The organism is Streptomyces sp. CB01201 (genome assembly GCF_002803085.1).
In the GTDB taxonomy this organism is placed as follows: domain Bacteria; phylum Actinomycetota; class Actinomycetes; order Streptomycetales; family Streptomycetaceae; genus Streptomyces; species Streptomyces hundungensis.
Genome location: NZ_NNBJ01000004.1, coordinates 969 through 25,282, shown reverse-complemented (window position 1 = coordinate 25,282; position 24,314 = coordinate 969). Strand labels below are relative to the sequence as shown.

At 72.6% G+C, this 24,314-nt stretch carries 25 protein-coding genes and 1 riboswitch; of the genes, 10 read left to right on the top strand and 15 right to left on the bottom strand.

All coding sequences use genetic code 11. The annotated features are described in order from the left end of the window. The first annotated feature begins 56 nt into the window (after positions 1-56). A complete protein-coding gene (locus tag CG740_RS10255) occupies positions 57-1,394 on the top strand; it encodes a D-alanyl-D-alanine carboxypeptidase family protein (RefSeq protein ID WP_100574733.1) in 1,338 nt (445 codons plus the stop codon). Between the two features lie 62 nt (positions 1,395-1,456). Here CG740_RS10255 and CG740_RS10250 read toward each other — a convergent pair whose 3' ends face one another. The 4 genes from CG740_RS10250 to CG740_RS10235 are packed head-to-tail and all read right to left on the bottom strand — an operon-like array spanning position 1,457 to position 4,330. Beyond that, the gene (locus CG740_RS10250) at positions 1,457-2,386 is read right to left on the bottom strand and encodes a YihY/virulence factor BrkB family protein (RefSeq protein WP_100574732.1); all 930 of its coding nucleotides are present in this window, start codon (positions 2,384-2,386) and stop codon (positions 1,457-1,459) included. Continuing rightward, on the bottom strand, positions 2,374-2,838 hold the full coding sequence (locus CG740_RS10245) for a GtrA family protein (RefSeq protein ID WP_100574731.1): 465 nt from the start codon (positions 2,836-2,838) through the stop codon (positions 2,374-2,376). The genes CG740_RS10250 and CG740_RS10245 overlap by 13 nt, the downstream gene beginning before the upstream one ends. Further along, entirely contained in the window at positions 2,835-3,794 is a 960-nt protein-coding gene (locus CG740_RS10240; RefSeq protein WP_100574730.1) for a decaprenyl-phosphate phosphoribosyltransferase, read from the bottom strand. Before CG740_RS10240 ends, CG740_RS10245 begins: the two co-directional genes overlap by 4 nt. Then, positions 3,791-4,330, bottom strand: coding sequence for a phosphatase PAP2 family protein (locus tag CG740_RS10235; protein ID WP_100574729.1), 540 nt, complete (start codon positions 4,328-4,330; stop codon positions 3,791-3,793). The genes CG740_RS10240 and CG740_RS10235 overlap by 4 nt, the downstream gene beginning before the upstream one ends. Positions 4,331-4,561: 231 nt before the next feature. Between CG740_RS10235 and CG740_RS10230 the strand changes: the two genes are divergently transcribed. Both CG740_RS10230 and CG740_RS10225 read left to right on the top strand, forming a co-directional pair. Then, a complete protein-coding gene (locus tag CG740_RS10230; RefSeq protein WP_100574728.1) occupies positions 4,562-5,947 on the top strand; it encodes an FAD-binding oxidoreductase in 1,386 nt (461 codons plus the stop codon). 95 nt (positions 5,948-6,042) lie between these two features. Beyond that, positions 6,043-6,798, top strand: coding sequence for a decaprenylphospho-beta-D-erythro-pentofuranosid-2-ulose 2-reductase (locus CG740_RS10225; protein WP_100574727.1), 756 nt, complete (start codon positions 6,043-6,045; stop codon positions 6,796-6,798). Positions 6,799-6,859: 61 nt separating this feature from the next. On the opposite strand, the gene CG740_RS10220 is transcribed toward CG740_RS10225, so the two are convergent. The 3 genes from CG740_RS10220 to glyA form a co-directional block, all read right to left on the bottom strand. Next, complete coding sequence (locus CG740_RS10220; RefSeq protein ID WP_100574726.1) at positions 6,860-7,438, bottom strand: 2'-5' RNA ligase family protein; 579 nt, start codon at positions 7,436-7,438, stop codon at positions 6,860-6,862. A 100-nt stretch (positions 7,439-7,538) separates the two neighbouring features. Continuing rightward, positions 7,539-8,552, bottom strand: coding sequence for a tryptophan--tRNA ligase (gene trpS / locus CG740_RS10215; RefSeq protein WP_100575066.1), 1,014 nt, complete (start codon positions 8,550-8,552; stop codon positions 7,539-7,541). Between the two features lie 333 nt (positions 8,553-8,885). Next, complete coding sequence (glyA, locus tag CG740_RS10210) at positions 8,886-10,157, bottom strand: serine hydroxymethyltransferase (protein ID WP_100574725.1); 1,272 nt, start codon at positions 10,155-10,157, stop codon at positions 8,886-8,888. Between the two features lie 29 nt (positions 10,158-10,186). Further along, a riboswitch (ZMP/ZTP riboswitch) is annotated at positions 10,187-10,277 on the bottom strand. A gap of 91 nt (positions 10,278-10,368) precedes the next feature. On the opposite strand from glyA, the gene rocD reads away from it, so the two are divergent. Next, the gene (rocD, locus tag CG740_RS10205; protein WP_100574724.1) at positions 10,369-11,628 is read left to right on the top strand and encodes an ornithine--oxo-acid transaminase; all 1,260 of its coding nucleotides are present in this window, start codon (positions 10,369-10,371) and stop codon (positions 11,626-11,628) included. Here rocD and CG740_RS10200 read toward each other — a convergent pair. The 5 genes from CG740_RS10200 to CG740_RS10180 form a co-directional block, all read right to left on the bottom strand. After that, complete coding sequence (locus CG740_RS10200; RefSeq protein WP_100574723.1) at positions 11,611-12,528, bottom strand: serine/arginine repetitive matrix protein 2; 918 nt, start codon at positions 12,526-12,528, stop codon at positions 11,611-11,613. The genes rocD and CG740_RS10200 overlap by 18 nt on opposite strands. A 7-nt stretch (positions 12,529-12,535) precedes the next feature. Next, positions 12,536-12,925 carry a hypothetical protein gene (locus tag CG740_RS10195; protein WP_100574722.1) on the bottom strand — a complete coding sequence of 130 codons (390 nt, stop codon included), beginning with the start codon at positions 12,923-12,925 and terminating at the stop codon, positions 12,536-12,538. A gap of 1 nt (position 12,926) precedes the next feature. Next, positions 12,927-14,714: a hypothetical protein gene (locus CG740_RS10190; RefSeq protein WP_100574721.1), complete on the bottom strand. Its 1,788-nt coding sequence runs from the start codon at positions 14,712-14,714 to the stop codon at positions 12,927-12,929. 204 nt (positions 14,715-14,918) lie between these two features. Beyond that, complete coding sequence (locus CG740_RS10185) at positions 14,919-16,103, bottom strand: glutathionylspermidine synthase family protein (protein ID WP_100574720.1); 1,185 nt, start codon at positions 16,101-16,103, stop codon at positions 14,919-14,921. A 31-nt stretch (positions 16,104-16,134) separates the two neighbouring features. Continuing rightward, positions 16,135-16,401, bottom strand: coding sequence for a hypothetical protein (locus CG740_RS10180; RefSeq protein WP_100574719.1), 267 nt, complete (start codon positions 16,399-16,401; stop codon positions 16,135-16,137). A 142-nt stretch (positions 16,402-16,543) separates the two neighbouring features. On the opposite strand from CG740_RS10180, the gene CG740_RS10175 reads away from it, so the two are divergent. Next, complete coding sequence (locus CG740_RS10175) at positions 16,544-17,410, top strand: hypothetical protein (RefSeq protein WP_100575065.1); 867 nt, start codon at positions 16,544-16,546, stop codon at positions 17,408-17,410. Positions 17,411-17,517: 107 nt separating this feature from the next. On the opposite strand, the gene CG740_RS10170 is transcribed toward CG740_RS10175, so the two are convergent. After that, positions 17,518-18,867, bottom strand: coding sequence for a hypothetical protein (locus CG740_RS10170; protein ID WP_100574718.1), 1,350 nt, complete (start codon positions 18,865-18,867; stop codon positions 17,518-17,520). 463 nt (positions 18,868-19,330) lie between these two features. Between CG740_RS10170 and CG740_RS39595 the strand changes: the two genes are divergently transcribed. Next, positions 19,331-19,579: a hypothetical protein gene (locus CG740_RS39595; RefSeq protein ID WP_159030265.1), complete on the top strand. Its 249-nt coding sequence runs from the start codon at positions 19,331-19,333 to the stop codon at positions 19,577-19,579. Positions 19,580-19,662: 83 nt separating this feature from the next. On the opposite strand, the gene CG740_RS10160 is transcribed toward CG740_RS39595, so the two are convergent. After that, positions 19,663-21,144 (bottom strand): aminotransferase-like domain-containing protein, encoded by a 1,482-nt coding sequence (locus tag CG740_RS10160; RefSeq protein ID WP_100574716.1) that lies wholly within the window; start codon positions 21,142-21,144, stop codon positions 19,663-19,665. Between the two features lie 46 nt (positions 21,145-21,190). Between CG740_RS10160 and CG740_RS10155 the strand changes: the two genes are divergently transcribed. The 4 genes from CG740_RS10155 (at position 21,191) to CG740_RS10140 (ending at position 23,289) form a co-directional block, all read left to right on the top strand. Further along, positions 21,191-21,688, top strand: a complete 498-nt coding sequence (locus tag CG740_RS10155) for a carboxymuconolactone decarboxylase family protein (RefSeq protein WP_100575063.1) — start codon at positions 21,191-21,193, stop codon at positions 21,686-21,688. Then, positions 21,685-22,143 (top strand): carboxymuconolactone decarboxylase family protein, encoded by a 459-nt coding sequence (locus tag CG740_RS10150; protein WP_234376179.1) that lies wholly within the window; start codon positions 21,685-21,687, stop codon positions 22,141-22,143. Before CG740_RS10155 ends, CG740_RS10150 begins: the two co-directional genes overlap by 4 nt. Continuing rightward, positions 22,131-22,859, top strand: coding sequence for an isocitrate lyase/PEP mutase family protein (locus CG740_RS10145; protein WP_100574715.1), 729 nt, complete (start codon positions 22,131-22,133; stop codon positions 22,857-22,859). Before CG740_RS10150 ends, CG740_RS10145 begins: the two co-directional genes overlap by 13 nt. 112 nt (positions 22,860-22,971) lie before the next feature. After that, complete coding sequence (locus tag CG740_RS10140; protein WP_100574714.1) at positions 22,972-23,289, top strand: hypothetical protein; 318 nt, start codon at positions 22,972-22,974, stop codon at positions 23,287-23,289. 110 nt (positions 23,290-23,399) lie between these two features. Here the strand turns inward: CG740_RS10140 and CG740_RS10135 are convergent. Then, positions 23,400-24,314 (bottom strand): malate dehydrogenase (locus CG740_RS10135; RefSeq protein ID WP_234376178.1); only part of this gene is annotated, 915 nt, incomplete at its 5' end.

The window sequence follows — 24,314 nt, the reverse complement described above, 5'->3', positions numbered from 1 at the left end:
GCCGGTCGTCAGGACACCCCCGGCCGGGTGGGAGCTGTCGGCGGGTCATCCGTACGATGATCCGATCCGTGCCCGCAGCCTGTACGTTCTCGGACGTGTCTGCCCTGAACGTGAAGAAGAGCGCCTCGCGCCGGCGCGTCCCGCAGCGGCCCGCCGGGCTCGCCCTGTCCGTCGTCGTGGCCGCCGCGGCCACGCTGCCCGCGCTCGCCGCGGTCCCCGCCGCGGCGGTGCCCCGGGACGACAAGCCGGCCGCCTCCGCCACGCCCGGCGCGCCGGGCAAGCGCAATGACGCGCCCCCGACCGGCATGTCCAAGGTCGGCGGTGACCAGCTCGGCGAGGCGGGCACCCAGGCGCGGCTCGGCGCCGGCGCGCCGGTGCTGCCGAAGGAGGTGACCGGACGGTCCTGGATCGTCGCGGACGCCGAGAGCGGGCAGGTGCTCGCCGCGCACAACGCGCACTGGCGGCTGCCGCCCGCCTCCACCCTGAAGATGCTGTTCGCGGACACCGTGCTGCCCAAGTTCGACCGGAGCGAACAGCACACGGTCACCGCGGCGGACCTGTCCGGGATGGGCACGGGCAGCAGCCTGGTCGGGGTCAAGGAGAACCTGTCGTACTCGGTGCACGACCTCTGGCTCGGGGTGTTCCTGCGCTCCGGCAACGACGCCGTGCACGTGCTCTCGTCGATGAACGGCGGGGTGGCCCAGACCGTCTCCGACATGCAGCGCAAGGCGGACGACCTCCAGGCGCTCGACACCCGGGTCGTCTCGCCGGACGGCTATGACGCCCCGGGCCAGGTCTCCAGCGCGTACGACCTGACCCTGTTCGCCCGTGCGGGACTCCAGAACAAGGACTTCCGCGAGTACTGCGCGACGGCGACCGCGAAGTTCCCCGGCGCCGAGGGCAAGGACAAGAAGCGCGAGATGTTCGAGATCCAGAACACCAACCGGCTGCTGACCGGGGACTTCGGGCTCAACCCCTACAAGGGCATCGCGGGCGTCAAGAACGGCAACACCACCAACGCGGGCGCCACCTTCACCGGGGTCGCCGAGCGCAACGGCAAGGTGCTGCTCGTCACCGTCATGAACCCCGAGTCCACCGAGAGCCAGGCCGTCTACAAGGAGGCGGCCCGGCTGCTCGACTGGGGATTCGCGTCGAGCGGGAAGGTCACCCCGGTCGGTGAGCTGGTGCCGCCCAAGTCCGCGACGGCGAACCGGGACACCGCGTCGGGCGGCGCGCAGAGCGGCTCGAAGAACCGGCCCGGGCGGCCGGCCCACGCTGCCGAGGCCGAGAGCGGCGGGGTCGGCATGGCGCTCGGGATCACGGGCGGCGCGCTGGTTCTGATCTCGGGTGCGGTGTTCCTCATCAACCGCCGCTGGCCGCTCAGGAAGCGCTGAGCCCCGTACATCGCCGCCGGCCGGTCAGGACGCCGTGGGCCCCGTACATCGGCGCCGGCCGGTCAGGACGCCGTGAGGCCGGGGCCGTCGTCCTCCATGAGTTCGGGGGCGTCCTCCTCGGCCAGGGCCGGGTCGTCCTCCTTGGACGGGGTGGCCGTCCACGCGGCGCAGAACAGGAGCAGCTTCGCCGTGAAGTTGATCCACAGGAGCAGCGCGATGGGCACCCCGAAGGCCCCGTACATGCTCTTGGCGGCGACGCCCTTCATATAGCCGCCGAGCAGCAGCTTGAGCAATTCGAAGCCGACCGCGCCGAGCAGGGCCGCCACCATCAGGCGGCGGCGCGGCGGGTTCACGCCGGGCAGCAGCGTCAGGACGTAGAGCAGCAGCAGGAAGTCGGCGAGGACGGCGACGGCGATCGCCGCGACGCGCAGCAGCACGCCGCCCGCGCCGCCCTGGTCGATGCCGAGCTTGTCGGCGGCCCAGCCGACCGCGGTGGAGCCGACGGACGAGGCGGCCGCCGAGGCGAGTCCGGCGGCGCCGAGGCCGAGCAGGATGCCGCCGTCCTTGAGCTTGCGCAGCACCGGGTTCTCGTCGGCGTCCGCCTCCTCCATCTCCCACACGACCTGGAGGCAGCCGCGCATCTGGGAGATCCAGCCGATGCCGGTGAAGAGCAGCAGGGCGCCCGCGACGATGCCGACGGTGCCGGCGTTGTCGATGAGCGCCTGGAGGTCGAGCTGGTCGGAGATGCCGGGGACCTGCTCGGCGATGGTGTTCTGGAGCTTGTGCACCTGGTCGCCGGAGAGCAGCGCGGCCGCGACGGCCGCGCCGACCGTCAGCAGCGGGAACAGCGCCAGAAAGCTGATGAAGGTGATGGCGGCGGCCAGCCGGGACCAGTAGACCCGGTCGAGCCGCTCGTACGAACGCCAGGCGTGCGTCCGCATGAGCCGGGTGATCCAGGGCCCGACGACGGGAAGTTTCTTCAGCCAGTCCATGACGTACGACTACCCTCTTCAGCTCGGCTGTGTCGTTCCGGAGGCAATCCTTCCGGCTGCCCGCCGAAGACCAGCGTCCTCGTCCCCCAAAAGCGCAGACAGGTCGCGAGCGCCATGCCGAACACGGCTCCGGAGAGCGTGTCGGCGCGCGGTGAGGTGAACCCGAGACCGTAGTGCGAGACACCGATGCAGAGCAGCTGGACGACGGCGCCCGCGATGTTGACGGCGAAGAACACCGTGTACTCGCGCCAGCCGACCCGGCGTCCGCGATAGGTGCCGAACGCGTTGCCGAGGTAGGCGACCGTGCAACCGGCCACGAAGGAGAGGGACTTGGCGGTGATCGGGTCCCAGCCGAGCCCCGAGCGCAGCCACACGAAGAGCCCGAGGTCGGCGGCGTACGCACAGATCCCGGCCAGCGCGAAGCCGATCACCTCGGACTTGGCGATGCTCACAGGTCGGCCACCGCGAGCGCGTACAGCGTGACCCAGACCAGGCCGATGACGGCCAGCGCCCGGTCGTGCAGGACGACGTCCTCGGGCGCCCCCGCGCTGCCCCGGTCGGCGAAGACGGCGTAGCGAAGGATCGCGCCGATGAAGGGGACCATCGACAACTGCCGCCAGGGCAGCAGCGATCCGCCCTCCATGCCGCCCGCCTCCAGGGCCCACATGCAGTACGCGAGCACGGCGACACCGGCCGCGAGCTGCCACACGAAGCGCAGATAGCCGGTGGTGTAGGCGTCCAGGAGCGCGCGGGTGGCGCCGCCGCGCCCCTCCATCTGGAGGGCCTCGGAGTACCGCTTGGCGGAGACCATGAACAGCGCGCCGAACCCGGCGGTGATCAGGAACCAGCGGGACAGCGGGATGCCGAGCGCGACCCCGCCGGTCATCGCCCGCATCAGGAATCCGGCGGTGACCACGACCAGGTCGACGACCAGGACGTGCTTCAGCTTGACGCAGTAGGCGAGTTGCATGACGACGTACCCGCTGAGCAGGGTGGCCGTCATCGCGTTGCAGGTCAGCGCGGCGGCCAGCGGGGCGAGCACGGCGAGCGCCGCGCCGGTCGCGTACGCGACGCCCACCGGCACCTCTCCGGCGGCGACCGGGCGGCGGCACTTGTCGGGATGCGCGCGGTCCGCCTCGGCGTCGCGGGCGTCATTGATGAGGTAGACCGCCGAGGCGGCCATGGTGAACAGGCAGAAGACCAAGGAGAGTTGGGCGATGTCGTACGGGCTCGCCAGGCGGCCGGCGGCGGCCGGGGCGGCCACCACGAGCACGTTCTTGATCCACTGGCGGGGCCGCGCGGTGCGCACCAGGGCACCGGGCAGTGCGAGCAGCCGCCGGGCCGCGGGGGCGGCCGGAGCCGCCGGGGTGCCGCCCTCGTCGAGGAGTGCCGCGCCGGGCTCGGTCATCGGCGCTCCCCTTCGAGCGGTTTGCGCATCCAGGCGGCGCCGGCCCGCGCGGTGACACCGCCGAGCAGCGCGCCGGCCGCGATGTCGCTCGGGTAGTGCACCCCGGCGACCAGCCGGGACACGCACATCGCGGCGGCCAGCGGTGGCACCAGGCGCGCCCCGGCCGGCCGCAGCGCGCCGAACGCGACGGCCGCGGCCGCGGCCGAGCTGGCGTGCGAGCTGGGGAAGGAGTGCCGCCCGGCGGTACGCACCAGGGGCTCGGCGGCGGGCAGGTGCGGCCGGGGCCTGCGCACCACGCGCTTGACGCCCATGCTGGCCAGGTGGGCGACGGCGACCAGGGCGGTGCCGCGCAGCCAGGCGCCGCGCCGGTCGCGGTCGGCGGCGGCCGCGCCGAGGCCGGCCGCGAGCCAGAGCGCGCCGTGCTCGCCCGCGAAGGACAGGGCGCGGGCGGCGGCGGCCACCCGCGGATCCGCGGCGCAGTCGCGCAGCGCGGCCAGGAGTCGTTGGTCGGCGTCGGTGCACGACGGCTTCTGCATCTGCCACCCCTCTTCCGTGACGTCGGCCCGCCAACTGGCCGTAGGCCACCGGCGACTCTCCTGCGCCGGGGAGGACTAATACGGGACAAAAGGGACTGACACTCAGGTAATCACCCATTTCGGTGAGTGATTTACCGAAGAGTTATCGGCGGGCGGCTGCCGCGAACCGCCACCCGCCCCGGGGCGGGTGGCTAAACGGAAGGGGACGAGTTAGGCGATACCGTCACATTCATGGCTGCCGACACGACATCCGACACCGCGCCCGCGCCCACCGGCCCGCCGACGTCCGTGAGCGGCTGGGGCCGCACCGCCCCCTCCACCGCCCATCTGCTGCGCCCGCACAGCTACGAGGAGGCGGCGGCCGCGGTGCTCGCGTGCGGGGCGCGCGGCACGATCCCGCGCGGTCTCGGCCGGGCGTACGGGGACGCCGCACAGAACGCGGGCGGCGCGATCCTCGACATGACGGGCCTCGACCGCATCCGCACGGTCGACGCCGAGGCGGGCGTCGTGGTCTGCGACGCGGGCGTCAGCCTGCACCGCCTGATGGAAGTCCTGCTGCCGCTCGGCTGGTTCGTGCCGGTGACCCCCGGCACCCGGTACGTGACCGTGGGCGGCGCGATCGGCGCCGACATCCACGGCAAGAATCACCACGTGTCCGGCTCCTTCGCCCGCCATGTGCGCGAGTTCGAGCTCCTCACCGCCGACGGCACGGTACGCACCGTCACTCCGGACACCGCCCTTTTCGACGCGACCGCGGGCGGCATGGGCCTCACCGGGGTGGTACTGCGCGCCACGATCCAACTCCTGCCCGTACGCACCTCGTTGATGACGGTGGACACCGAACGGGCCGTAGATCTTGACGACTTGATGAACCGGCTCGAATCGGGGGACCACCGCTACCGGTACTCGGTCGCCTGGATCGACCTCCTCGCACGGGGCGCGCGGACCGGCAGATCGGTGCTGACCCGCGGGGACCACGCCCCGCTCGACATGCTGCCGCCCCGCGCCGCCCGGGCCCCGCTCGCCTTCCGGCCCCGCCGGCTCCCGGCCGCCCCCTCGTTCCTGCCCGAGGGACTGCTGGGCCGCGCCTCCGTGTCGGCCTTCAACGAGCTCTGGTACCGCAGGGCGCCCCGGCACCGCACCGGCGAACTCCAGCGCATCTCCACGTTCTTCCACCCGCTCGACGGGGTGCCGCACTGGAACCGCGTCTACGGCAGGGGCGGTTTCGTGCAGTACCAGTTCGTCGTCGGATACGGGCAGGAGGAGGCCCTGCGCGCCATCGTGCGGCGCATCTCCCGGCACGGCTGCCCCTCCTTCCTCGCCGTCCTCAAGCGCTTCGGCGACGCGGACCCGGGCTGGCTCTCCTTCCCCGTCCCCGGCTGGACCCTGGCCCTGGACATCCCGGCGAACCTGCCCGGCCTCGGCGCCCTGCTCGACGACCTCGACGAACAGGTGGCGGGCGCGGGGGGCCGGGTCTATCTGGCGAAGGACGCGCGGATGCGGCCGGAACTGGTGGCACGCATGTATCCACGCCTGGCCCAATTCCGGCAGCTGCGGGCCGAGTTGGACCCGAAGGGCGTCTTCAGATCGGACATGAGCAGACGCCTGGACCTGTGAGTCCGACCGCGCCGGGGCCGCCCTGAAAGCCACCCGCGGCTCCCGCCTCCTCCCCCTCCCCCCTTCCCTCCTCCCCAGGTTTCCAAGGAGCCCCGATGAAGGACGCATTCGGTACCCCGCAGTCACTGCTCGTGCTCGGCGGCACCTCCGAGATCGGCCTGGCCACCGCCCGCCGTCTGATCGCGCGCCGCACCCGTACGGTATGGCTCGCGGGCCGGGCCTCCCCCGCCCTCGAAGCGGCCGCGGCCGAGCTGCGGGCGCTCGGCCCGGACGTCCACACCCTCGCCTTCGACGCGCTCGACCCCGCGGCGCACGAGGTCGCGCTGGGCAAGGTGTTCGCGGAGGGCGACATCGACATGGTGCTGCTCGCGTTCGGGGTCCTCGGCGACCAGTCCCGCGACGAGAGCGAGCCGCTCGCCGCGGTGCGGGTCGCGGGGACCAACTACACCGGCGCGGTCTCGGCCGGCCTGGTGTGCGCGAAGGCCCTCCAGGCCCAGGGCCACGGCTCGCTCGTCGTGCTCTCCTCGGTGGCCGGCGAACGCGCCCGCCGCAGCAACTTCATCTACGGGTCGAGCAAGGCGGGCCTCGACGCGTTCGCGCAGGGCCTCGGGGACGCGCTGCACGGCACGGGGGTGCACGTCATGGTCGTACGCCCCGGATTCGTCCGCACGAAGATGACGGCCGGGCTCGCCGAGGCCCCGCTGGCCACCACCCCCGAGGCGGTGGCCCTGGCCATCGAGGCGGGGCTGCGGCGCCGGGCGGAGCTGGTGTGGGTGCCGGGCGTGATGCGGGTGGTGATGTCGGCCCTGCGGCACGTGCCGCGCGGGGTGTTCCGGCGGCTTCCGGTGTGAGCCGCCGTCCGGTGCGGGCGGGCCTCCGGTGGGAGCCGGCGCCCCGTCCGGGCGGGCGGAGCTAGCGCAGCGAGGGGTGGTCGAGACAGGCGCCCTGGGCGGGGACGCCGAGCGCGCCGATGCCGAAGGGGTAGTCGCGCAGCTTGCGCCACACCCCGTCGCCACCCTGCTCGTACAGGGCGAACCCGCCGCACATCCAGGACGCCGAGAACCCGGCGAGGGACTCGTACGCCACGTCCATCGCCTCCTCGGAGATGCCGTGCGCGACCGTGACGTGCGGGTGGTACGGGAACTGGAGCTCGCGCACCAGCGGGCCCGTCTCGTCCCGCACCTTCTGCTGGAGCCACGCGCACTCGCCCGCGCCCTCCACCACCTGCACGAACACCACCGGGGACAGCGGGCGGAAGGTGCCCGTGCCCGCCAGCCGCATCGGGAACGCGCGCCCGGCCGCCGCGACCGAGGCCAGATGCGCCTCGACCTCCGGCAGGCACTGGGCCGCGACCTCGTGCGGCGGCAGCAGGGTGACGTGCGTGGGGATGCCGTGCGCGGCGGGGTCACCGAAGCCCGCGCGCCGCTCCTGGAGCAGGCTGCCGTAGGGCTCCGGGACCGCGATCGAAACGCCGAGCGTTACGGTCCCCACGTCGTTCTCCTCCGTGCTGTGGTGTCGATGGTGTGCAGTGTGACGGCCCGACCGGCCGCTGACCAGAGCCCGGGGTCGAGCTCCGGCCACGGCGTCGGTCTCAGTGCTTGGCGGGCAGCAGGCCGACCTTGTCGTACGCCGTCGCCAGCGTCTCGGCGGCGACCGCGCGGGCCTTCTCGGCGCCCTTGGCGAGCAGCGAGTCCAGCGTCTCGGGGTCGTCCAGGTACTGCTGGGTCCGGGTACGGAACGGCGTGACGAACTCGACCATCACCTCGGCGAGGTCGGTCTTGAGCGCGCCGTACATCTTGCCCTCGTACTCGGCCTCCAGCTCCGCGATCGCCTTGCCCGTGAGGGTCGAGTAGATGGAGAGCAGGTTGGAGACGCCGGGCTTGTTCTCGGTGTCGTACTTGATCACCGTGTCGGTGTCGGTGACCGCGCTCTTGACCTTCTTGGCCGTCGTCTTCGGGTCGTCGAGCAGGTTGATGAGGCCCTTCGGCGTCGACGCCGACTTGCTCATCTTGATCGACGGGTCCTGGAGGTCGTAGATCTTGGCCGTCTCCTTGAGGATGTACGGCTCCGGGACGGTGAACGTCTCGCCGAACCGGCCGTTGAAGCGGTCGGCGAGGTCACGGGTGAGCTCGATGTGCTGGCGCTGGTCCTCACCGACGGGGACCTGGTTCGCCTGGTACAGCAGGATGTCGGCGACCTGGAGGATCGGGTACGTGAACAGGCCGACGGTCGCGTTGCCCGCGCCGTGCTTGGCGGACTTGTCCTTGAACTGCGTCATCCGGCTGGCCTCGCCGAACCCGGCCAGGCAGTTCATGATCCAGGCGAGCTGGGCGTGCTCGGGCACGTGGCTCTGGACGAACAGCGTGCAGCGCTCGGGGTCGAGACCGGCGGCGAGCAGCTGGGCGGCGGCGAGCCGGGTGTTGGCGCGCAGCTCGACCGGGTCCTGCGGGACGGTGATCGCGTGCAGGTCCACGACCATGTAGAACGCGTCGTGGGACTCCTGGAGCGCGACCCACTGGCGGACCGCGCCGAGGTAGTTGCCGAGGTGGAACGAGCCGGCGGTGGGCTGGATTCCGGAGAGCACGCGGGGACGAGTCGAGGGCATGCTCAGCATTCTCTCAGGTGGGCCCGTCGTGGCGGAAACCCCGCGCTTGTGACCGGCCCCACAAGGTGCCCCAGCACCTCGGGGGGCGCTGCCCCCGAACCCCCGTTTGCGCAGTTCCCCGCGCCCCTCAAATCCTTTCTCGTCTGCGGACCGTGCTCGCTTCTCGCGCAGTTCCCCGCGCCCCTGTAGGTGACCCCGAATGCCTCGGTGCTGGCCCGCACAGGCATGCCCAGCCCGTCATGGGGGTCCCCCCTGGCCCTTAAGGCCTTGGGGGAGATTGAGGACGAGCGCCCTTAAGGCGCGAACGGGGTCTGGGGGCGGAGCCCCAGGGGGTCAGTCCTGGGGGAGGCCCGGGGCGGGGTAGGCGGACAGGAGGTCCGTCACCTCCGCGCGGATCGCGGACAGCGCGCCCTCGTCGCCCGCCCGGGCCGCCGACACACCCCGGTCGAGCCACTCGGCCACCCGCGGCATGTGGTCGACGCCGAGCCCCCGGGACGTCAGGGACGGCGTCCCGATCCGGATCCCGGACGGATCGAACGGCTTGCGCGGGTCGTACGGCACGGTGTTGTAGTTGACGACGAGCCCCGCCCGGTCCAGCGCCTTCGCCGCCACCTTGCCGGGCACGTCCTTGGGGGTGAGGTCCATCAGGATCAGGTGGTTGTCCGTGCCGCCGGACACGAGGTCGAAGCCCCGCTCCAGAAGCGCGTCCGCGAGGGCCCGGGCGTTGGCCACCACCTGGTGCGCGTAGGCGCAGAACGCGGGCTGCGCCGCCTCGTGGAGCGCGACCGCGATCGCCGCCGTGGTCTGGTTGTGCGGGCCGCCCTGGAGCCCGGGGAAGACCGCCTTGTCGAGGGCCTTCGCGTGCTCCGCGCGGGACATCAGCATGGCCCCGCGCGGCCCCCGCAGGGTCTTGTGCGTGGTGGTCGAGATGACGTCCGCGTACGGCGCCGGGGAGGGGTGGGCACCGCCCGCGATGAGGCCCGCGATGTGCGCGACGTCCGCGACGAGCACCGCGCCCGCCTCCTCGGCGATCTCCGCGAACGCGGCGAAGTCGATGGTGCGGGGCAGCGCCGTACCCCCGCAGAAGATCAGCTTCGGCCGCTCCTTGAGCGCGATCTCGCGCACCTCGTCGAGGTCGACGAGCCCGGTGTCGGCGCGCACCCCGTACTGCACGCCCCGGAACCACTTGCCGGTCGCCGAGACGCCCCAGCCGTGCGTGAGGTGCCCGCCCATCGGCAGCGCCATGCCCATCACGGTGTCGCCGGGCTCGGCGAAGGCGAGGTAGACGGCGAGGTTGGCGGGCGAGCCGGAGTACGGCTGGACGTTGGCGTGCTCGACGCCGAACAGGGCCTTGGCCCGGTCGACCGCCAGCGTCTCGACCTTGTCGATGTTCTGCTGGCCCTCGTAGTAGCGCCGGCCCGGGTAGCCCTCGCTGTACTTGTTCTGGAGCACCGTGCCCGAGGCCTCAAGGACCGCCGTCGAGACGTAGTTCTCGCTGGGGATCAGGCGCAGGGTGTCCGACTGGAGCCGCTCCTCGGCGGCGACGAGGGAGGCCAGCTCGGGGTCGGCGGCCAGCAGGGCGGGGTGGGAAAGGGGAAGGCTCATGGCGTCCTCCGGGGTCCGTTGACAGGTTCCCGGGGTGCCCAGGCGGGCGGCACCTCGTGCGGCAGGCCGCGCGCGGCTTCCCCGGGGTCGCTTCCCCGTTCGCCAGTCGCCGCGCGTACCGAACACCCTACCGGCCGGTCCCGGCGGCAAGGTTTCTTCGTCCGACATCCGAGCGACGATAGAAAAGGGCACCACCAACGCCCCATGCCGCATGACGATCGGAGAACCCGTGTCGACACACGCCGCGACCGAAGACGCCATCCGTTCCGCCGAGGCCCACAGTGCGCACAACTACCATCCGCTGCCCGTCGTCGTCGCCTCCGCCGAGGGCGCCTGGATGACCGACGTCGAGGGCCGCCGCTACCTCGACATGCTGGCCGGCTACTCGGCGCTCAACTTCGGGCACGGCAACCGCCGGCTCATCGAGGCGGCGAAGGCCCAGCTGGAGCGGGTGACGCTGACGTCGAGAGCGTTCCACCACGACCGCTTCGCCCAGTTCTGTACGGAGCTGGCGGAGTTGTGCGGCACGGACATGGTGCTCCCCATGAACACCGGGGCGGAGGCGGTGGAGACCGCCGTGAAGACCGCCCGCAAGTGGGGCTACCGGGTCAAGGGCGTGCCGGACAACACGGCGAAGATCGTGGTGGCGCGGGACAACTTCCACGGCCGTACGACCACGATCGTCAGCTTCTCCACGGATCCGGAGGCCCGCGCGGACTACGGCCCCTACACGCCCGGCTTCGAGATCGTGCCGTACGGCGACCTCACCGCGATGCGGGCCGCGGTCACCGACAACACCGTGGCGGTGCTGCTCGAACCCATCCAGGGCGAGGCCGGCGTGCTCGTCCCGCCGGCCGGATACCTGGCGGGCGTACGGGAGTTGACGCGCGAGCGGAACGTTCTGTTCATGGCGGACGAGATCCAGTCCGGGCTCGGCCGCACCGGGAAGACCTTCGCCTGCGAGCACGAGGGCGTGGTGCCGGACGTCTACATCCTGGGCAAGGCGCTTGGCGGCGGCGTGGTCCCGGTGTCGGCGGTGGCCGCGTCGGCGGAGGTGCTCGGCGTGTTCAAGCCCGGGGAGCACGGTTCGACGTTCGGCGGCAACCCGCTGGCCTGTGCGGTCGCCCTGGAGGTCATCGCGATGCTGCGCACCGGCGAGTACCAGCAGCGCGCCGCCGAGCTCGGCGACCACCTGCACCACGAGCTGGGCCTGCTGACCGGCGCGGGCGCGGTCGAGGCGGTCCGTGGCCGCGGCCTGTGGGCGGGCGTGGACATCAACCCGGCGCACGGCACCGGGCGGCAGATCTCGGAGCGGCTGATGGCCCGGGGCGTCCTGGTCAAGGACACCCACGGTTCCACGATCCGCATCGCCCCGCCCCTGGTGATCAGCAAGGAGGACCTGGACTGGGGCCTCGACCAGCTGCGCGCGGTCCTGGCGGAGCAGCAGGTGCCCTCAACCCGTCGCGGGTGACGGGCAGTTCGTGCCCGCGCAGAAGACACTGAGCGCGGTCTTCAGGGTCCCCTCCTGCTCGGGCCACACGTTCGCCGGGGCCGCGGACAGGACGGCGTAGTGCTCGCCGCCGGGCGTCAGGAAGGCGTAGTCCACCACCTGGCGCCGGTGGCCGAGCTGCTGGTTGTCGTACGCGTAGACCAGCCGTGCGGCCTGCGTACCGCCGGGCACAGCGGCGTCGTTCGCCAGGCTGATCTCCTGGTACCCGGGGTTCTTCGCCAGCTCCCCCGAGGTCTGCTTGAGCGCGTCGTACGGGCTCAGGCCCGCCTCGGAGACCGGGTACACCTGGATCAGCCGGGCGCCGTCCGCCGAGTTGTAGAAGACGCCCTTGGCGCCCTGGTCCTGCCGGGTCCAGCCCGTCGGCACGTACAGCCTGAACCCCCTTGGATCCTGCTGGAGTTGGAACCCGGCGGGCACGGTGGCGCTCGGCGAGGCGGACGCCGAGGGCGAAGCGGTCGGGCCGCCGTCGCCGGTGCGCCCGGCCGTGCCGGAAGGCAGCTCGGAAGGCGGCGCGGAGGGGGTGGCGGTGGCCTTCGGGTGGCCGGAGCCGCCACGGGCCAGGAACCAGCCGCCGCCCGCACCGGCCACGGCGACGACGACCAGCGCGATCACCACGGCGACCGGCACCCGCCGGGTCCGGCGCGGCTCCGGGAACGGCGGGGGGTCGGGGAACGGCGGGGGCTCCTGGTGCGCCCCCGCGGGCGGATACGGGCCGGGCGCCCGGGGCGGCATCGCCGGAGGCGGCGGGGGTGCGGCCGGCGGGGCCGCTACCGGGGGCGGAGGCGCCGACGAGGCGTCCTCCACCGTCTCCCACTTCTGGGTCGCCGCGTTCCAGCGGACTTCGCCCGTGCCCCCGCTCACCGCGGCCTCACATCCCGATCAGTTCGCGGACCCGCTGCACCAGCGTCTCGCCGGAGGCGAGCAGGCCGGTCAGGGCGGTGGCGCCGGTGAGCAGCTCGCCGAGGCGGGCGAGCCGTCCGGGGCTCGCCTGTCCGTCGGCGCGGATCTCCTCCTCGGTGTCGGCGAGCTCGGCGTCCAGGGCGCGGGTCTGGTCATTGCGTACCAGCTGCGCGAGGCCGGTCCTGAACTCCGTGATCGCGTCCAGGAGTTGGAGGTGCGCCTCGTCGGCGGCGCCGGCACGGTAGACGCTGGACACCCGGTTGTTGTCACCGACCGAGACGGACCCGGTCACTCCGCTGATGTGGACGGAGCGCTGCGCGCCGCCCCGCTGTGTGCTGTCGTCACCCGGCATGGTCATCTCAGCCCTCGTTGTTGACGGTGTTGTGGTCGCCGACGCTGATCGCCCCTCGGGCGTTCTCGATCATGACACCGCCCTGGGCGATGTTGACGATCTTCTGCTCGAACTGCCCGGTGTCGTAGCCCGCTTCGTACAGCGCGTCGCGCACACCGGTGGTCACCCGGTCCTCGATGGACTTCACATAGCGCCGGTAGTCCATCGCCTGGAACAGGGAGGTACCGGGCGCCGCCGCCAGTTCGCGCACCGAGCGCGCCGGGCCGTCGGGCAGCGCCCGGGCGTGCCCTCCGGTAAGCCGGTGCCACAGCGAGCCGACCGCGCGGACCAGGACGGCGAGGGCCTCGATCAGGGACCTCGGCGTCCGCTTCAGCGCCCACGCCGCCTTGCCCACCGGGGTGAGGCAGGCGAAGCCGCGGGCGGTGTGGTCCGCGCGCAGGAAGTCCTCGCGCAGCGGCGGCAGGACGTGCGGGGCGATCTCCAGGACCAGCATGCCGCCCTGGGTGTGGACCCGTACGAACACGGTGGTGACGAGGTGCTCCTCCCAGCCGCCCACCCGGATCCGCAGGAAGTGCCGGCGCGCCTCGCCGCCCTCCTCCAGAGCGGCGGCCCGGTGCTCCTCGAACGCGCCGTCGCGGTAGGGCGCGTAGCTGCGCGAGGGCAGCCCGTCGACCGGCAGGAACACGTACTCGGACACTTCGAGCTGGCGCAGCCGGTCGCGTACGGCCTCCGCCGCGGCGGGCGCGGCCGGGGCGGGCACGCGGAGCCGGGTGACCAGGGGCTCGACGATGCGCAGGACCTCGGCGTTGCTGACCCGGGTCGGGCTCCGGTCGCCCAGGGACTTGCGCGGGCGCAGCTGGATGGAGACCGACCAGGGCTCGAAGGGGTCGCCCGCGCCGCGGAAGGGCGCGTCGGAGCGGTAGACGGCGAGCGGGGCGTGCTGCTCGGCGCGGATCGTGGCGGCCAGGCGCTGGAACCTGCCGTTGTCGCCGCGCTGCGCGGGGTCGGCGGCGAAGTCCTGGAAGCCCTGCGGGGACAGCTCGGCCGCCATGAGCCGGGCGAACTGGAGGCGCTGGAGCCCGACGCACAGGGCGATCACCGCGAAGCAGCCGACGATCCCCCAGCCGAGGCCCGGGCTCAGACCCTGGTCCACCAGGCCGACGGTGCCGCCGCCGAACACCAGGGCCGGGCCCGCGACGACCGGCGCGACGGTGTTGCCGCTCGCGGCGGCGTCCCCGAAGACGTCGTATCCCCCGCTTCCGGGGCCGCCGTAACTCCCGTACCCGGACGAGTAGTTGTGCGAGGAGGTGTCGTATCCGCCGAACAGCGAGACCAGCAGCACGGCGGCGAACAGGACGAGCACCAGCCTCGCCCACCAGCGCAGGAAGAAGGCCGGCACCGTGCGGTACCAGGGTGCGGTCCTGGACCTGCCGCGGACGAGGCGGGCGAGGCCGAGCTGGAGGCAGGGGCCCACGAGGATCAGGAGGGTGTAGTCCGTGACGACGACGGCGAGCGCCCAGAGCGCGACGATGCCGATCGACCAGGCGATCTGCAGATTGCGGGCGCGCAGCGCGTGAGCGAGGACGCGGGCCGCGTCGAAGCCGAGCGAGGGCGCGACGACCCGCTCCTCGTGGACGTACAGCTCGTCGATGACGGCGTCGCGGAACCCGTCGTCGAGATAGGTGCCCGCGGCCATCAGGCGAGTCGCCTCGCTGAGCGAGGGATGCACCGGCGGCAGCCCGCCGGGCGGCGCTCCCGCCGGCTGCGCCTGCTGCGGCACCTGGGCCTGCGTCATGTCCTGCTCCCCCGGGACGGTGGGCGGACGCGTGACCTCAACTGAGCCGAACGGAAGGGGTGTTCGAGGGCGCCGCCAGGGTGAACATGGTAGCGGCGCACCACTGGTGGCGCCGCCCCGTTCACGGTGCGCGCACATCGTGTCCCGGGCGCGGGCCACCGGGCGCGCGCACCGGGCCGTCGACGGGCGTACCGGCGGGCCGGGTCAGCGGATCACATGCGGAACGAACCTCGCGTACTCGTCCGTCACCAGGCCCGCCGACTCCCGGATCCCGAGCCCGGCCGCCTCGTCCTCCACGACCCACGCGCCCAGCACCACCCGATTGCCGTCGAAGTCGGGCAGGGGCGCCAACTCCTGGTAGCAGGAGGGCTCTTCGGGCCGCGGAGCCGGGGCGGATCCCGGCGGGTGCAGGCTGATGCCCGCGCCCTCGCGACCGAGCAGGGGCTTGGCCACGTAGCCCCGCCCGGAAGCGAGGTCGCGCGGTCCGTCCAGATAGGCGGGCAGCAGGTTGGGGTGACCCGGGTAGAGCTCCCACAACACCGCGAGCAGCGCCTTGTTGGAGAGCAGCATCTTCCAGGCCGGCTCGATCCAGCAGGTGGTGCCCGTGCCGCCCCCGTTGTCGAGGGTGTCCAGGACCTGCGGCCCGAACGCGTCGGCCGCCAGCCACTCCCACGGATACAGCTTGAAGCAGGCCCGGATGAACCGCAGGCGGTCGTCCACGAAGCGGCCGGTGATGCTGTCCCACCCGATGGTCTCGACCGAGAGGGCCTCCGTGTCGAGCCCCGCCTGCTCGGCCGTCTCGCGCAGATAGGCGACGGTCATCAGGTCCTCGCCGAGCTCGTCGCCGTCGGAGTGCGCGAAGTGCACGGGGCCGGGCGGCAGCAGGCGCGCCTGGCGCCGCCAGGCCTCGACGAGGCGTTCGTGCAGCGAGTTCCACTGGTCGGCGCCGGGGAAGCGGTCCTCCATCCAGAACCACTGCGCGCTCGCCGCCTCGACGAGCGAGGTCGGGGTGTCGGCGTTGTACTCCAGCATCTTGGCGGGGCCCTCGCCGTCGTACCGCAGGTCGAACCGGCCGTACAGGGACGGGAGTTCGGCCCGTCGGCGCCAGGACTCGGCGACCAGGTCGGCGAGCCGGCCGTCCATGATGCCGAGGTCCGCGAAGCGGCCCTTCTCGACGATGTGGGCCGCCGCCGCGAGGCACATGCCGTGCAGTTCCTCGACGGTCTCCTCCAGGGCCTCGACCTCGGGCAGCGTGAAGGAGTAGTAGGCGCTCTCGTCCCAGTAGGGCCGCAGTGAGTCGTCGGGATACCGCGTCAGGGGGTAGATCACACCCTGTTCCTCGACAATCCGCTGCCAGTCGGGGCGCGGCTGTATGTGATGGCGTTCCATGCGTCTGCCCTGCGTCGTTCCGTCCGGCCCCTCAGCCGCCGCTCGACCCGTCGTGGCCGAAGCCGCCGCGCGAGACGCCGGACTTGTCGAAGGAGCCGCCGGAGACCTTGCCGCCCCGGCTGGTCCCGCCGTAGTAGTAGGTGCCGCTGCCGCCGCTCTTGCACTCGTACTTCGGCAGTTCCTTGTACGTGACCGGGTTGACGCACCGCTTGTCCGGCTCGTGACTGCACGCGGCGAGCGTGGCGGCGAGCACTCCCATCCCGCCGAGCACCACGGTCGTGGACCTGAACCTGCGCATCGTGCGACCTCCCCCGTTCACGTACTGGCTTCGCTGTGGGACGCGTTTTCGCCACACCCTAGTTCCCGTCCGGCGGCGGCCCACTCCCGGGCTTTCGGCCGGCCGCTCGGCCTGGGACTACAGTCCCTGTGTGTTCCTCGGGATGATCTGCGCGCTCGCCTCCGCCGTCTGCTTCGGCACGGCCACCGTCCTCCAGGCCGCCGCGACGCGTGCCGCCGAGCCCGGCACGGGGGCCGGTGCCGGGTCCGGTGTCGACGCGGCGCTGCTGTTTCGGGCCGTGCGCCAGTGGCGCTATGTCGTGGGCCTCGCGCTCGACGGCCTCGGCTTCGTCTTCCAGATCGTGGCCCTGCGCTCGGTGCCGATCTACGCCGTCGGCGCAGCCCTCGCCGCCTCGCTCGCGGTGACGGCGGTGGTCGCGTCCCGCCTCCTGAAGGTCCGGCTCTCCGGTACCGAGTGGGCGGCGGTCGGCGTGGTGTGCGCGGGCCTGGCCATGCTCGGTCTGTCGTCGGGCGCGGAGGGCAGCGACCCGGGTCCGTCCTCGCTGCCCTGGTGGCTGCTCGGGGTGGCGGCGGCGGTGCTCGCCGCGGGGGTGGCCGGCGGGCGGCTGCCGGACCGGCCGCGGGCCCTGGTCCTCGGCCTCGGCGCGGGCTGCGGCTTCGGCGTGGTGGAGGTCGCGGTCCGGCTCATCGACGACCCCTTCGACCTGACGAACCCGGCCCTGTACGCGCTGCTGCTCGGCGGCGGCGCGGCGTTCCTGCTGCTGACCTCCGCCCTGTCGCGCGGCTCGGTCACCACGGCGACGGCCGGCATGGTCATCGGCGAGACCATCGGCCCCGCGCTGGTCGGCGTGGCCTGGCTCGGCGACCGCACGCGGGACGGCCTCGGCTGGCTGACGGTCGCCGGCTTCGCGGTGGCGGTGGCCGGCGCCCTCGCCCTGGCCCGCTTCGGCGAGGCCCCGGAGCCGGTGCCCGGGCCGGGCGCGGTGCGGGGGGCGGATCAGCGGGGCTGAGGCGCGGTGCGGGGTGCGGGGTGGCTGATCGGGGTTGCTTCGGCCGTGGCGCCCGGAGCTGGGAACGGACGCCAGGGCCGCACCCGGCCGGGCGCGCCGGCCCGCACCTACGCCTTGAGCGCCGCAACCGCCTGCACTCGCGTTGCCAGTCGCCGCACCGCCCGGGCGTTCCTGTGCGGTTTCAGACGGAGCCGCATGGTGTCGAAATGCTCGTCCCCGCGGGCGGAGGACACGAGTTCGTAGTCATCCAGGAAACGCCCCCACGACTCACACGCCGCATCCAGATGTCCATGCTCCAGCTGCCGCTGCGCGAGGACGGCATGGAAGTGGACCCGGCCCTGACGCTCGTTCGTGGGCTGCACTCGCAGCGCGTGCTGGAGCGCTTTGATCGAACCCGGCAGGTCTTTCCCCTCGTACAACACGTGGGAGGTATGGAAGGCGTACGCGGACTGGTCGTACCCGCCGATGGACTCGCGCCGGTTGTCGGCCCTCATCAGGGCGGATTCCGTTGCGGAAAGCAGACTTCGCGCCCGTCGATGGTCGCCCACCATTGAGGCCGCATGTGCCTGTTGGCCGGAGAGGAACGCCTGCAACCGGGGGCCCGCCTTGGGGGCGGCTTCAGCCGCCGAGTCCGCGAGTTCGAGGGCGAGGGGCCCGTACCCGAGGTTGGAGGCCTGCAGACTCATGCCGCGTAGCGTCCGGCAGTACGTGACATGGTCTTCGGCCCGGTCGGCCAGTTTCAACGCCTTGAGGTAGTACGTCTGCGCGGTGCCGTGGTCGCGCTCGTACATCGCCATCCACCCGGTCAGATAGACGAGGTCCGACGCCGCCGACCACATGTCCTTCCGCACGGCGTCCGTGGCCTCGGCCCGGAGCCACGGAACCACCGTGTTGACCAGGAACGCGGCTGCCATCGGTCGCGCGTGCGCGCCGCCGAGATCGTCGAGGATGTCCGCGATCCTGTCGGTCATGATGCGGACGGACTCGACCTGGCCCGCACCGATCCGGGCCGTCTTGCCGGGCGCCGCTGAGGGAGCGTCGGCGGCACGCGCGGTCCCGGAGAACAGGGGCACGGCCAAGGCGGCGGAGAACAGGCCCGCGGCCATCAGTCCACGGCGTGAGGGATCCATGTCGGCCCTTCCCAGATCGACGATCTCTTCAACCGTGTCGATCCCGGACGGGGCCTGGTCCGACACGGCCGGAGGCAGCCCCGCCTCCGAGTGGGTCACGGGCCGGTGCAGCTTCCGGGAGAAGGCTTCGAGGATCAGGCGCCTGACGGGTGGGTTGGGCACCGTGCCACGGACCCAATGAGACACGGCCGACTGGTCGTAGTGCAGATCCATTCCGGCTTCGGCGCCCATGCGGTTGACGATGAGCGCGAACTGGGAGCGAGACCATTTCGCCTGTTCGAGCAGGAGGCTCAAGTTCTCGTTGGGGGTTCGCGTGCGCTTGGTCATGCCCTCAACTCCCCGCATGATGGCTGGCGTTCATGGCTTTCATGCTCCGACCGCCCCTACACGGTACCGCCGTGCGTGATCGTGCGGTTGCGTAGTGACAGGAGAGATCGCCGATCGCGGGAGCGACGCAGTGGACGTGAACCGGGCTGCCCAGCAGCCACATTGGCCGACGGCCCACCGGGCGGGGACGGCCGCTCCCTCAGCGCGGGACGGGTTCTGGCGGCTCGCCCCGCCGTACGCCGCGGCGGTCCCGGACTCCCTGGGAGCGACGCTGGCAGAACTCCAGGCGCGACTGGATGCCATGCCGCGGGAGGTCGTCCCCGAACCCGGTTGCCCCGTCTGCCGAAGGGCGAGCATCGCGCGGGGGCGGGCCCACGGGAAGGGCGACGCCGACGGCGTGCGCCGGGCCGGCGGGGTCATCCGGGCGCACCGACTCGGGCACGGGCGGCACAGCGCCCGGGTCATGGCGCTGGACCTCGCCGAGCTACGGTTCACGGACTTCGGCGAGCGCCGTCCCGGCGACATCGACCCCACGACGTGTCCCGCTTGCGCGATGGTCGTCAGAATCCTGTACGAAGCGGCCGCGACGCGGAGGACGGAGCTGCTGACCAGCGGCGTGGAACTCGGCACGTTGCACGCCCTGGTGGGGCATCCCCTGGACCGGCGCCCGGCGCGCAGGGACTTCCTCGCTCGGACGCCGGGCGGCCGGTGAGGGCCCGGCCGGCCGACGGGCCCGGGGCGTCGGTCCCCGTACCGGCCGCCCCGGCGACGTGGCCGCGGCACCACGCCGGATCCTCACCCCGCCACCGCCGCCAGAACATCCAGCAGAACCTCCAGCGTCCCCGCCCAGGCGGAGTCGGACGGCGTGCCGTACCCCACCACCAGGCCGCCCCACTTCGCGGACGTCGCGTCGGGATGGCGGAATGCCCCGAGGCCCTGGATGGCCAGGCCCCGCCAGTTGGCCGCTCGGACGATGCTGCGCTCGTCGAGTCCCGGCGGCAGGCTGAGTACGACGTGGAGGCCCGCGGCGAGGCCGGTCACGCCGATGTGCGGGGCGTGTTCGGCGAGGGCCGCCACCAGTTCGTCGCGGCGGCGGCGGTAGCGCAGCCGCATGCCCCGCACATGGCGGTCATAGGCGCCGGACCGGATGAACTCCGCCAGCGTCAGCTGGTCGAGGGCCCCGCACGAGTCCCCGAGGCCCTTCGCCTCCGCCACCTCCGTGACGAGCGATTCCGGCAGCACCATCCAGCCCAGCCGCAGCGCCGGCGCCAGCGACTTGCTGGCGGTGCCCATGTAGACGACCCGGTCGGGGTCCAGGCCCTGGAGGGCGCCCACCTGGCCCTTCCAGTACCGGACCGGCTTCCCGTGGGGTCGCAGGGGTGCGGGGGCCGCCGGCTGGCGGTCGTAGCGGAACTCGCCGTCGTAGTCGTCCTCCAGGATCAGTCCGCCGGTGGCCCGCGCCCAGTCGATGGCGGCCGCGCGCCGGTCGGGCAGCAGCGGAAGCCCGATCGGGAACTGGTGCCCGGGCGTCATGAGGACCGCGCCCACAGCACGACTGTTCCCCAACTCCCCTGTGTGCGTACCGAGTTCGTCCAGGGGCAGGGCCGGGGTGCGCAGCCCCTCATCGGTGAGCAGCTTCCAGTGGAAGTCGAGCCCGTACGTCTCGACCGCCACCTCCCGCACCCGGCGCGCCCGCAGCACCCGGCCCATCAGCGCCAGGCCGTGCACGAACCCGGAGCAGACGACGATGCGCTCCGGCGAGGCGTACACCCCCCGGGAGCGGGCCAGATAGTCCGCGAGGACCGTGCGCAGCTCGATCCGGCCGCGCGGATCGCCGAACCCGAAGGCCTCGTGCGGGGCCTCGGCGAGCGCCCGCCGGGCCGCCTTGAGCCATTCGGCACGCGGGAAGGAGGCGAGGTCGGGCGAGCCCGCCATCAGGCTGTAGGTGGGTTTGCCGCGGGCCGGCGGGCGGTGGGGGTGGCCGCGGTCCTGGCGGGCCGCGGCACGCTGGGCCACCCGCGTCCCGGAGCCCTGGCGCGCGGTGAGCCAGCCCTCGGCGACCAGTTCGGCGTACGCGTCGGCGACCGTGTTGCGGGCGATCCCCAGGTCGGCGGCGAGCGTGCGCGAGGACGGCAGCCGGGTGCCCGGCGTGAGCCGGCCGCCGCGCACGGCCTCGCGCAGGGCGTCCATGAGGCCCGAGCGCAGGCCCGCACCGCCCAGCTCGATATGCAGATCGACACCGAGTGTTTCCGGAGAAGTGGCCCAGGATTTCACCATGGAAATGGACCATACCCGTGTGCCACACGAGACGTACCTTCGTTCCATGACCACGAACGAGAGCAAGAACCACGCGCCCGAGCACACTCCCCGCCTCCAGTGGGCCAAGGCCGCGCCCGAGGTCTACAAGGCCATGATCAAGCTGAGCGCGGCCGCCGAGCAGGGCCTGGATCCGACGATCGCCGAGCTGGTCAAGATCCGCGCCTCGCAGCTGAACCACTGCGCCCTGTGCCTGGACATGCACACCAAGGACGCGCTGGCGGCGGGCGAGACGGTCGAGCGGATCATCCAGCTCAACGCGTGGGAGGAGTCCAGGCACTTCTACACCGAGAAGGAACTGGCCGCCCTGGAGCTGACCGAGGCGATCACCGTCCTGACCGAGGGCTTCGTGCCGGACGCGGTGTACGCGAAGGCCGCCGAGCAGTTCGAGGAGGCCGAGCTGGCCCATCTCATCGCGGCCATCACCGTCATCAACGCCTGGAACCGCTTCGGCGTGACCACCCGCGGCGTACCCGGCCACTACACCCCCGGGATGTACAAGTGAGCAGCGGGGCAAGGGAGTTCCAGGTCCCCGAGCCGGTCTATCTGAGCCTTGCCGGGCTCGGTGCGGCCGCGAAGCGGGGCCTGGGCGACCCGGCCCTGGCCGAGCTGGTGATGGTCCGCGCCTCCCAGCTCAACCACTGCGCGTTCTGCCTGGACATGCATCTGACCGCCGCCCGCAAGGGCGGCGAGTCCCAGGAGCGGCTCGACCTCGTCGCCGCGTGGGAGGAGTCCGGCGACACGTTCACGGGGCGCGAGCGCGCGGCCCTCGCCCTCACCGAGGCGGTCACCGTCCTGACCGAGGGCTTCGTGCCCGACGAGGTGTACGGACGCGCCGCCGAGCACTTCACCGAGACCCAACTCGCCCATCTCATCGCGGCGATCGCGGTCATCAACAGCTGGAACCGGCTGATGGTGACCCGCCGCACGGCACCCGGAGAGACGGAATGGCACAGCTGAGCCCCGCCGCCACCTTTCGCGCCCTGCACCAGGGCCGCGCCGCCGGCGACCCGCTGATCCTGCCGGGTCCCTGGGACGCGGCCAGTGCCCGGGTCTTCGAGGAGGCAGGTTTCCCCGCCCTGGCGACGCCGAGTGCGGGGGTCTCGGCGTCCCTCGGATACGAGGACGGCTCGACGCCGGCGGACGAGATGTTCGCCGCGGTGGCCCGGATCGTCCGGTCGGTCTCGATCCCCGTCTCGGCGGACGTCGAGGGCGGCTACGGCCTCGCCCCGAAGGAGCTGGTGGCCCGGCTCCTGGAGACCGGCGCGGTCGGCTGCAACCTGGAGGACTCCATCGACGGCGTCCTCAACGACCCGGCCCGGCACGCCGATTGGCTGGCCGAGGTGCGCGCGGAGGCGGGTGACGCGCTGTTCATCAACGCCCGGGTCGACACCTATCTGCGCGGGCTGCCCGAGCGGGACGCGACCATCGCGCGGGCGCGGGCGTACGTGGCGGCCGGCGCGGACGGGGTCTATCCGTTCGCCGCCGCGCCGGAGCACCTCCCGGAGATCGCCGCGGCCGTGCCCGTACCGGTCAACATGGTGGTGCTCCCGGACGCACCGGGGCCGCGCCGCCTGGGCGAGCTGGGCGCCGGCCGCATCACCTTCGGCCCGGGCCTCCAGATCCGGGCGACGCACGCGCTGCGGGACATCGCCCGCCAGGTGCGCGAGCTGTAGCGGCGCCTTCCGCGTGCGCGAGACCCCGGCCGGGAAGGACCGGGGATTTCGCCATGGGCCGGTCCCCCGGCCTACATTTGATGATCACGACCACGATCATCGGGGAGTTTGCATGTTTGGCCGCAAGGAACTTTCAGTCCTGGTGCTGCGTGACGCGGACGACATCGCGGCGGCGCTGCGTTCGGCGCTCGCCGACGCCGGGGAGGCGGAACGGCCGGGCCTTGAGGCGGCCCTGGTGATGGCCGAGGAGGCGGCGGCCGTGCCGGAGCGCGAGCTGCGCGGGCGCTGGGTGCGCGAGCAGCGGGCCTCGGTGGGCTACACGGGCCCGGACGACGAGTCGGTGCGCGCGGTCAAGGCGCTGCGCGACGCCCAGCCGGAGCTCAGCCTGCTGGCCGCCGTACAGCTGACCCGGGACGCCGTGCGGGAGTAGGGCGGCGGCGCGACGGCAGCGGGAACGGGCGAAGCCCCGGCAGTGGCTGCCGGGGCTTCGTCACGGATGCGGGCGCAGAGGCGGATGCCTCAACGGGCGTTCCGCCAGGCTCAGATGAGGCCCAGCTCGCGCACCGCGTCGCGCTCTTCGGTGAGCTCCTTGACGGAGGCGTCGATGCGCTTGCGGGAGAACTCGTTGATGTCCAGGCCCTGGACGATCGAGTACTTGCCGTCCTTGACAGTGACCGGGAAGGACGAGATGAGGCCCTCGGGGACGCCGTAGGAGCCGTCCGACGGGATGCCCATCGAGGTCCAGTCGCCCTCGGCGGTGCCGTTGACCCAGGTGTGCACGTGGTCGATGGCGGCGTTGGCGGCCGAGGCGGCCGAGGACGCGCCACGGGCCTCGATGATCGCGGCGCCGCGCTTGGCGACGGTCGGGATGAACGCGTCGGCCAGCCACTGCTCGTCGTTGACGACCTCGGCGGCGTTCTTGCCGGCGATCTCCGCGTGGAAGATGTCGGGGTACTGGGTCGCCGAGTGGTTGCCCCAGATGGTCAGGCGCTTGATGTCGGAGACCGTGGTGCCGGTCTTCTTCGCCAGCTGCGAGATCGCCCGGTTGTGGTCCAGACGGGTCATCGCGGTGAAGCGCTCGGCCGGTACGTCCGGGGCCGAGGCCTGCGCGATGAGCGCATTGGTGTTGGCCGGGTTGCCGACGACGAGGACCTTGATGTCGTCCGCGGCGTTGTCGTTGATGGCCTTGCCCTGCGGCTTGAAGATGCCGCCGTTGGCGGAGAGCAGGTCGCCGCGCTCCATGCCCTTGGTGCGCGGGCGGGCGCCGACGAGCAGGGCCACGTTGGCGCCGTCGAAGGCGACGTTGGCGTCATCGGTGATCTCGATGCCGCGCAGCAGCGGGAAGGCGCAGTCGTCGAGCTCCATGGCGGTGCCCTCGGCGGCCTTCAGGGCCGGGGTGATCTCCAGGAGGCGCAGGTTGACCGGCACGTCCGGGCCCAGCAGGTGACCGGAGGC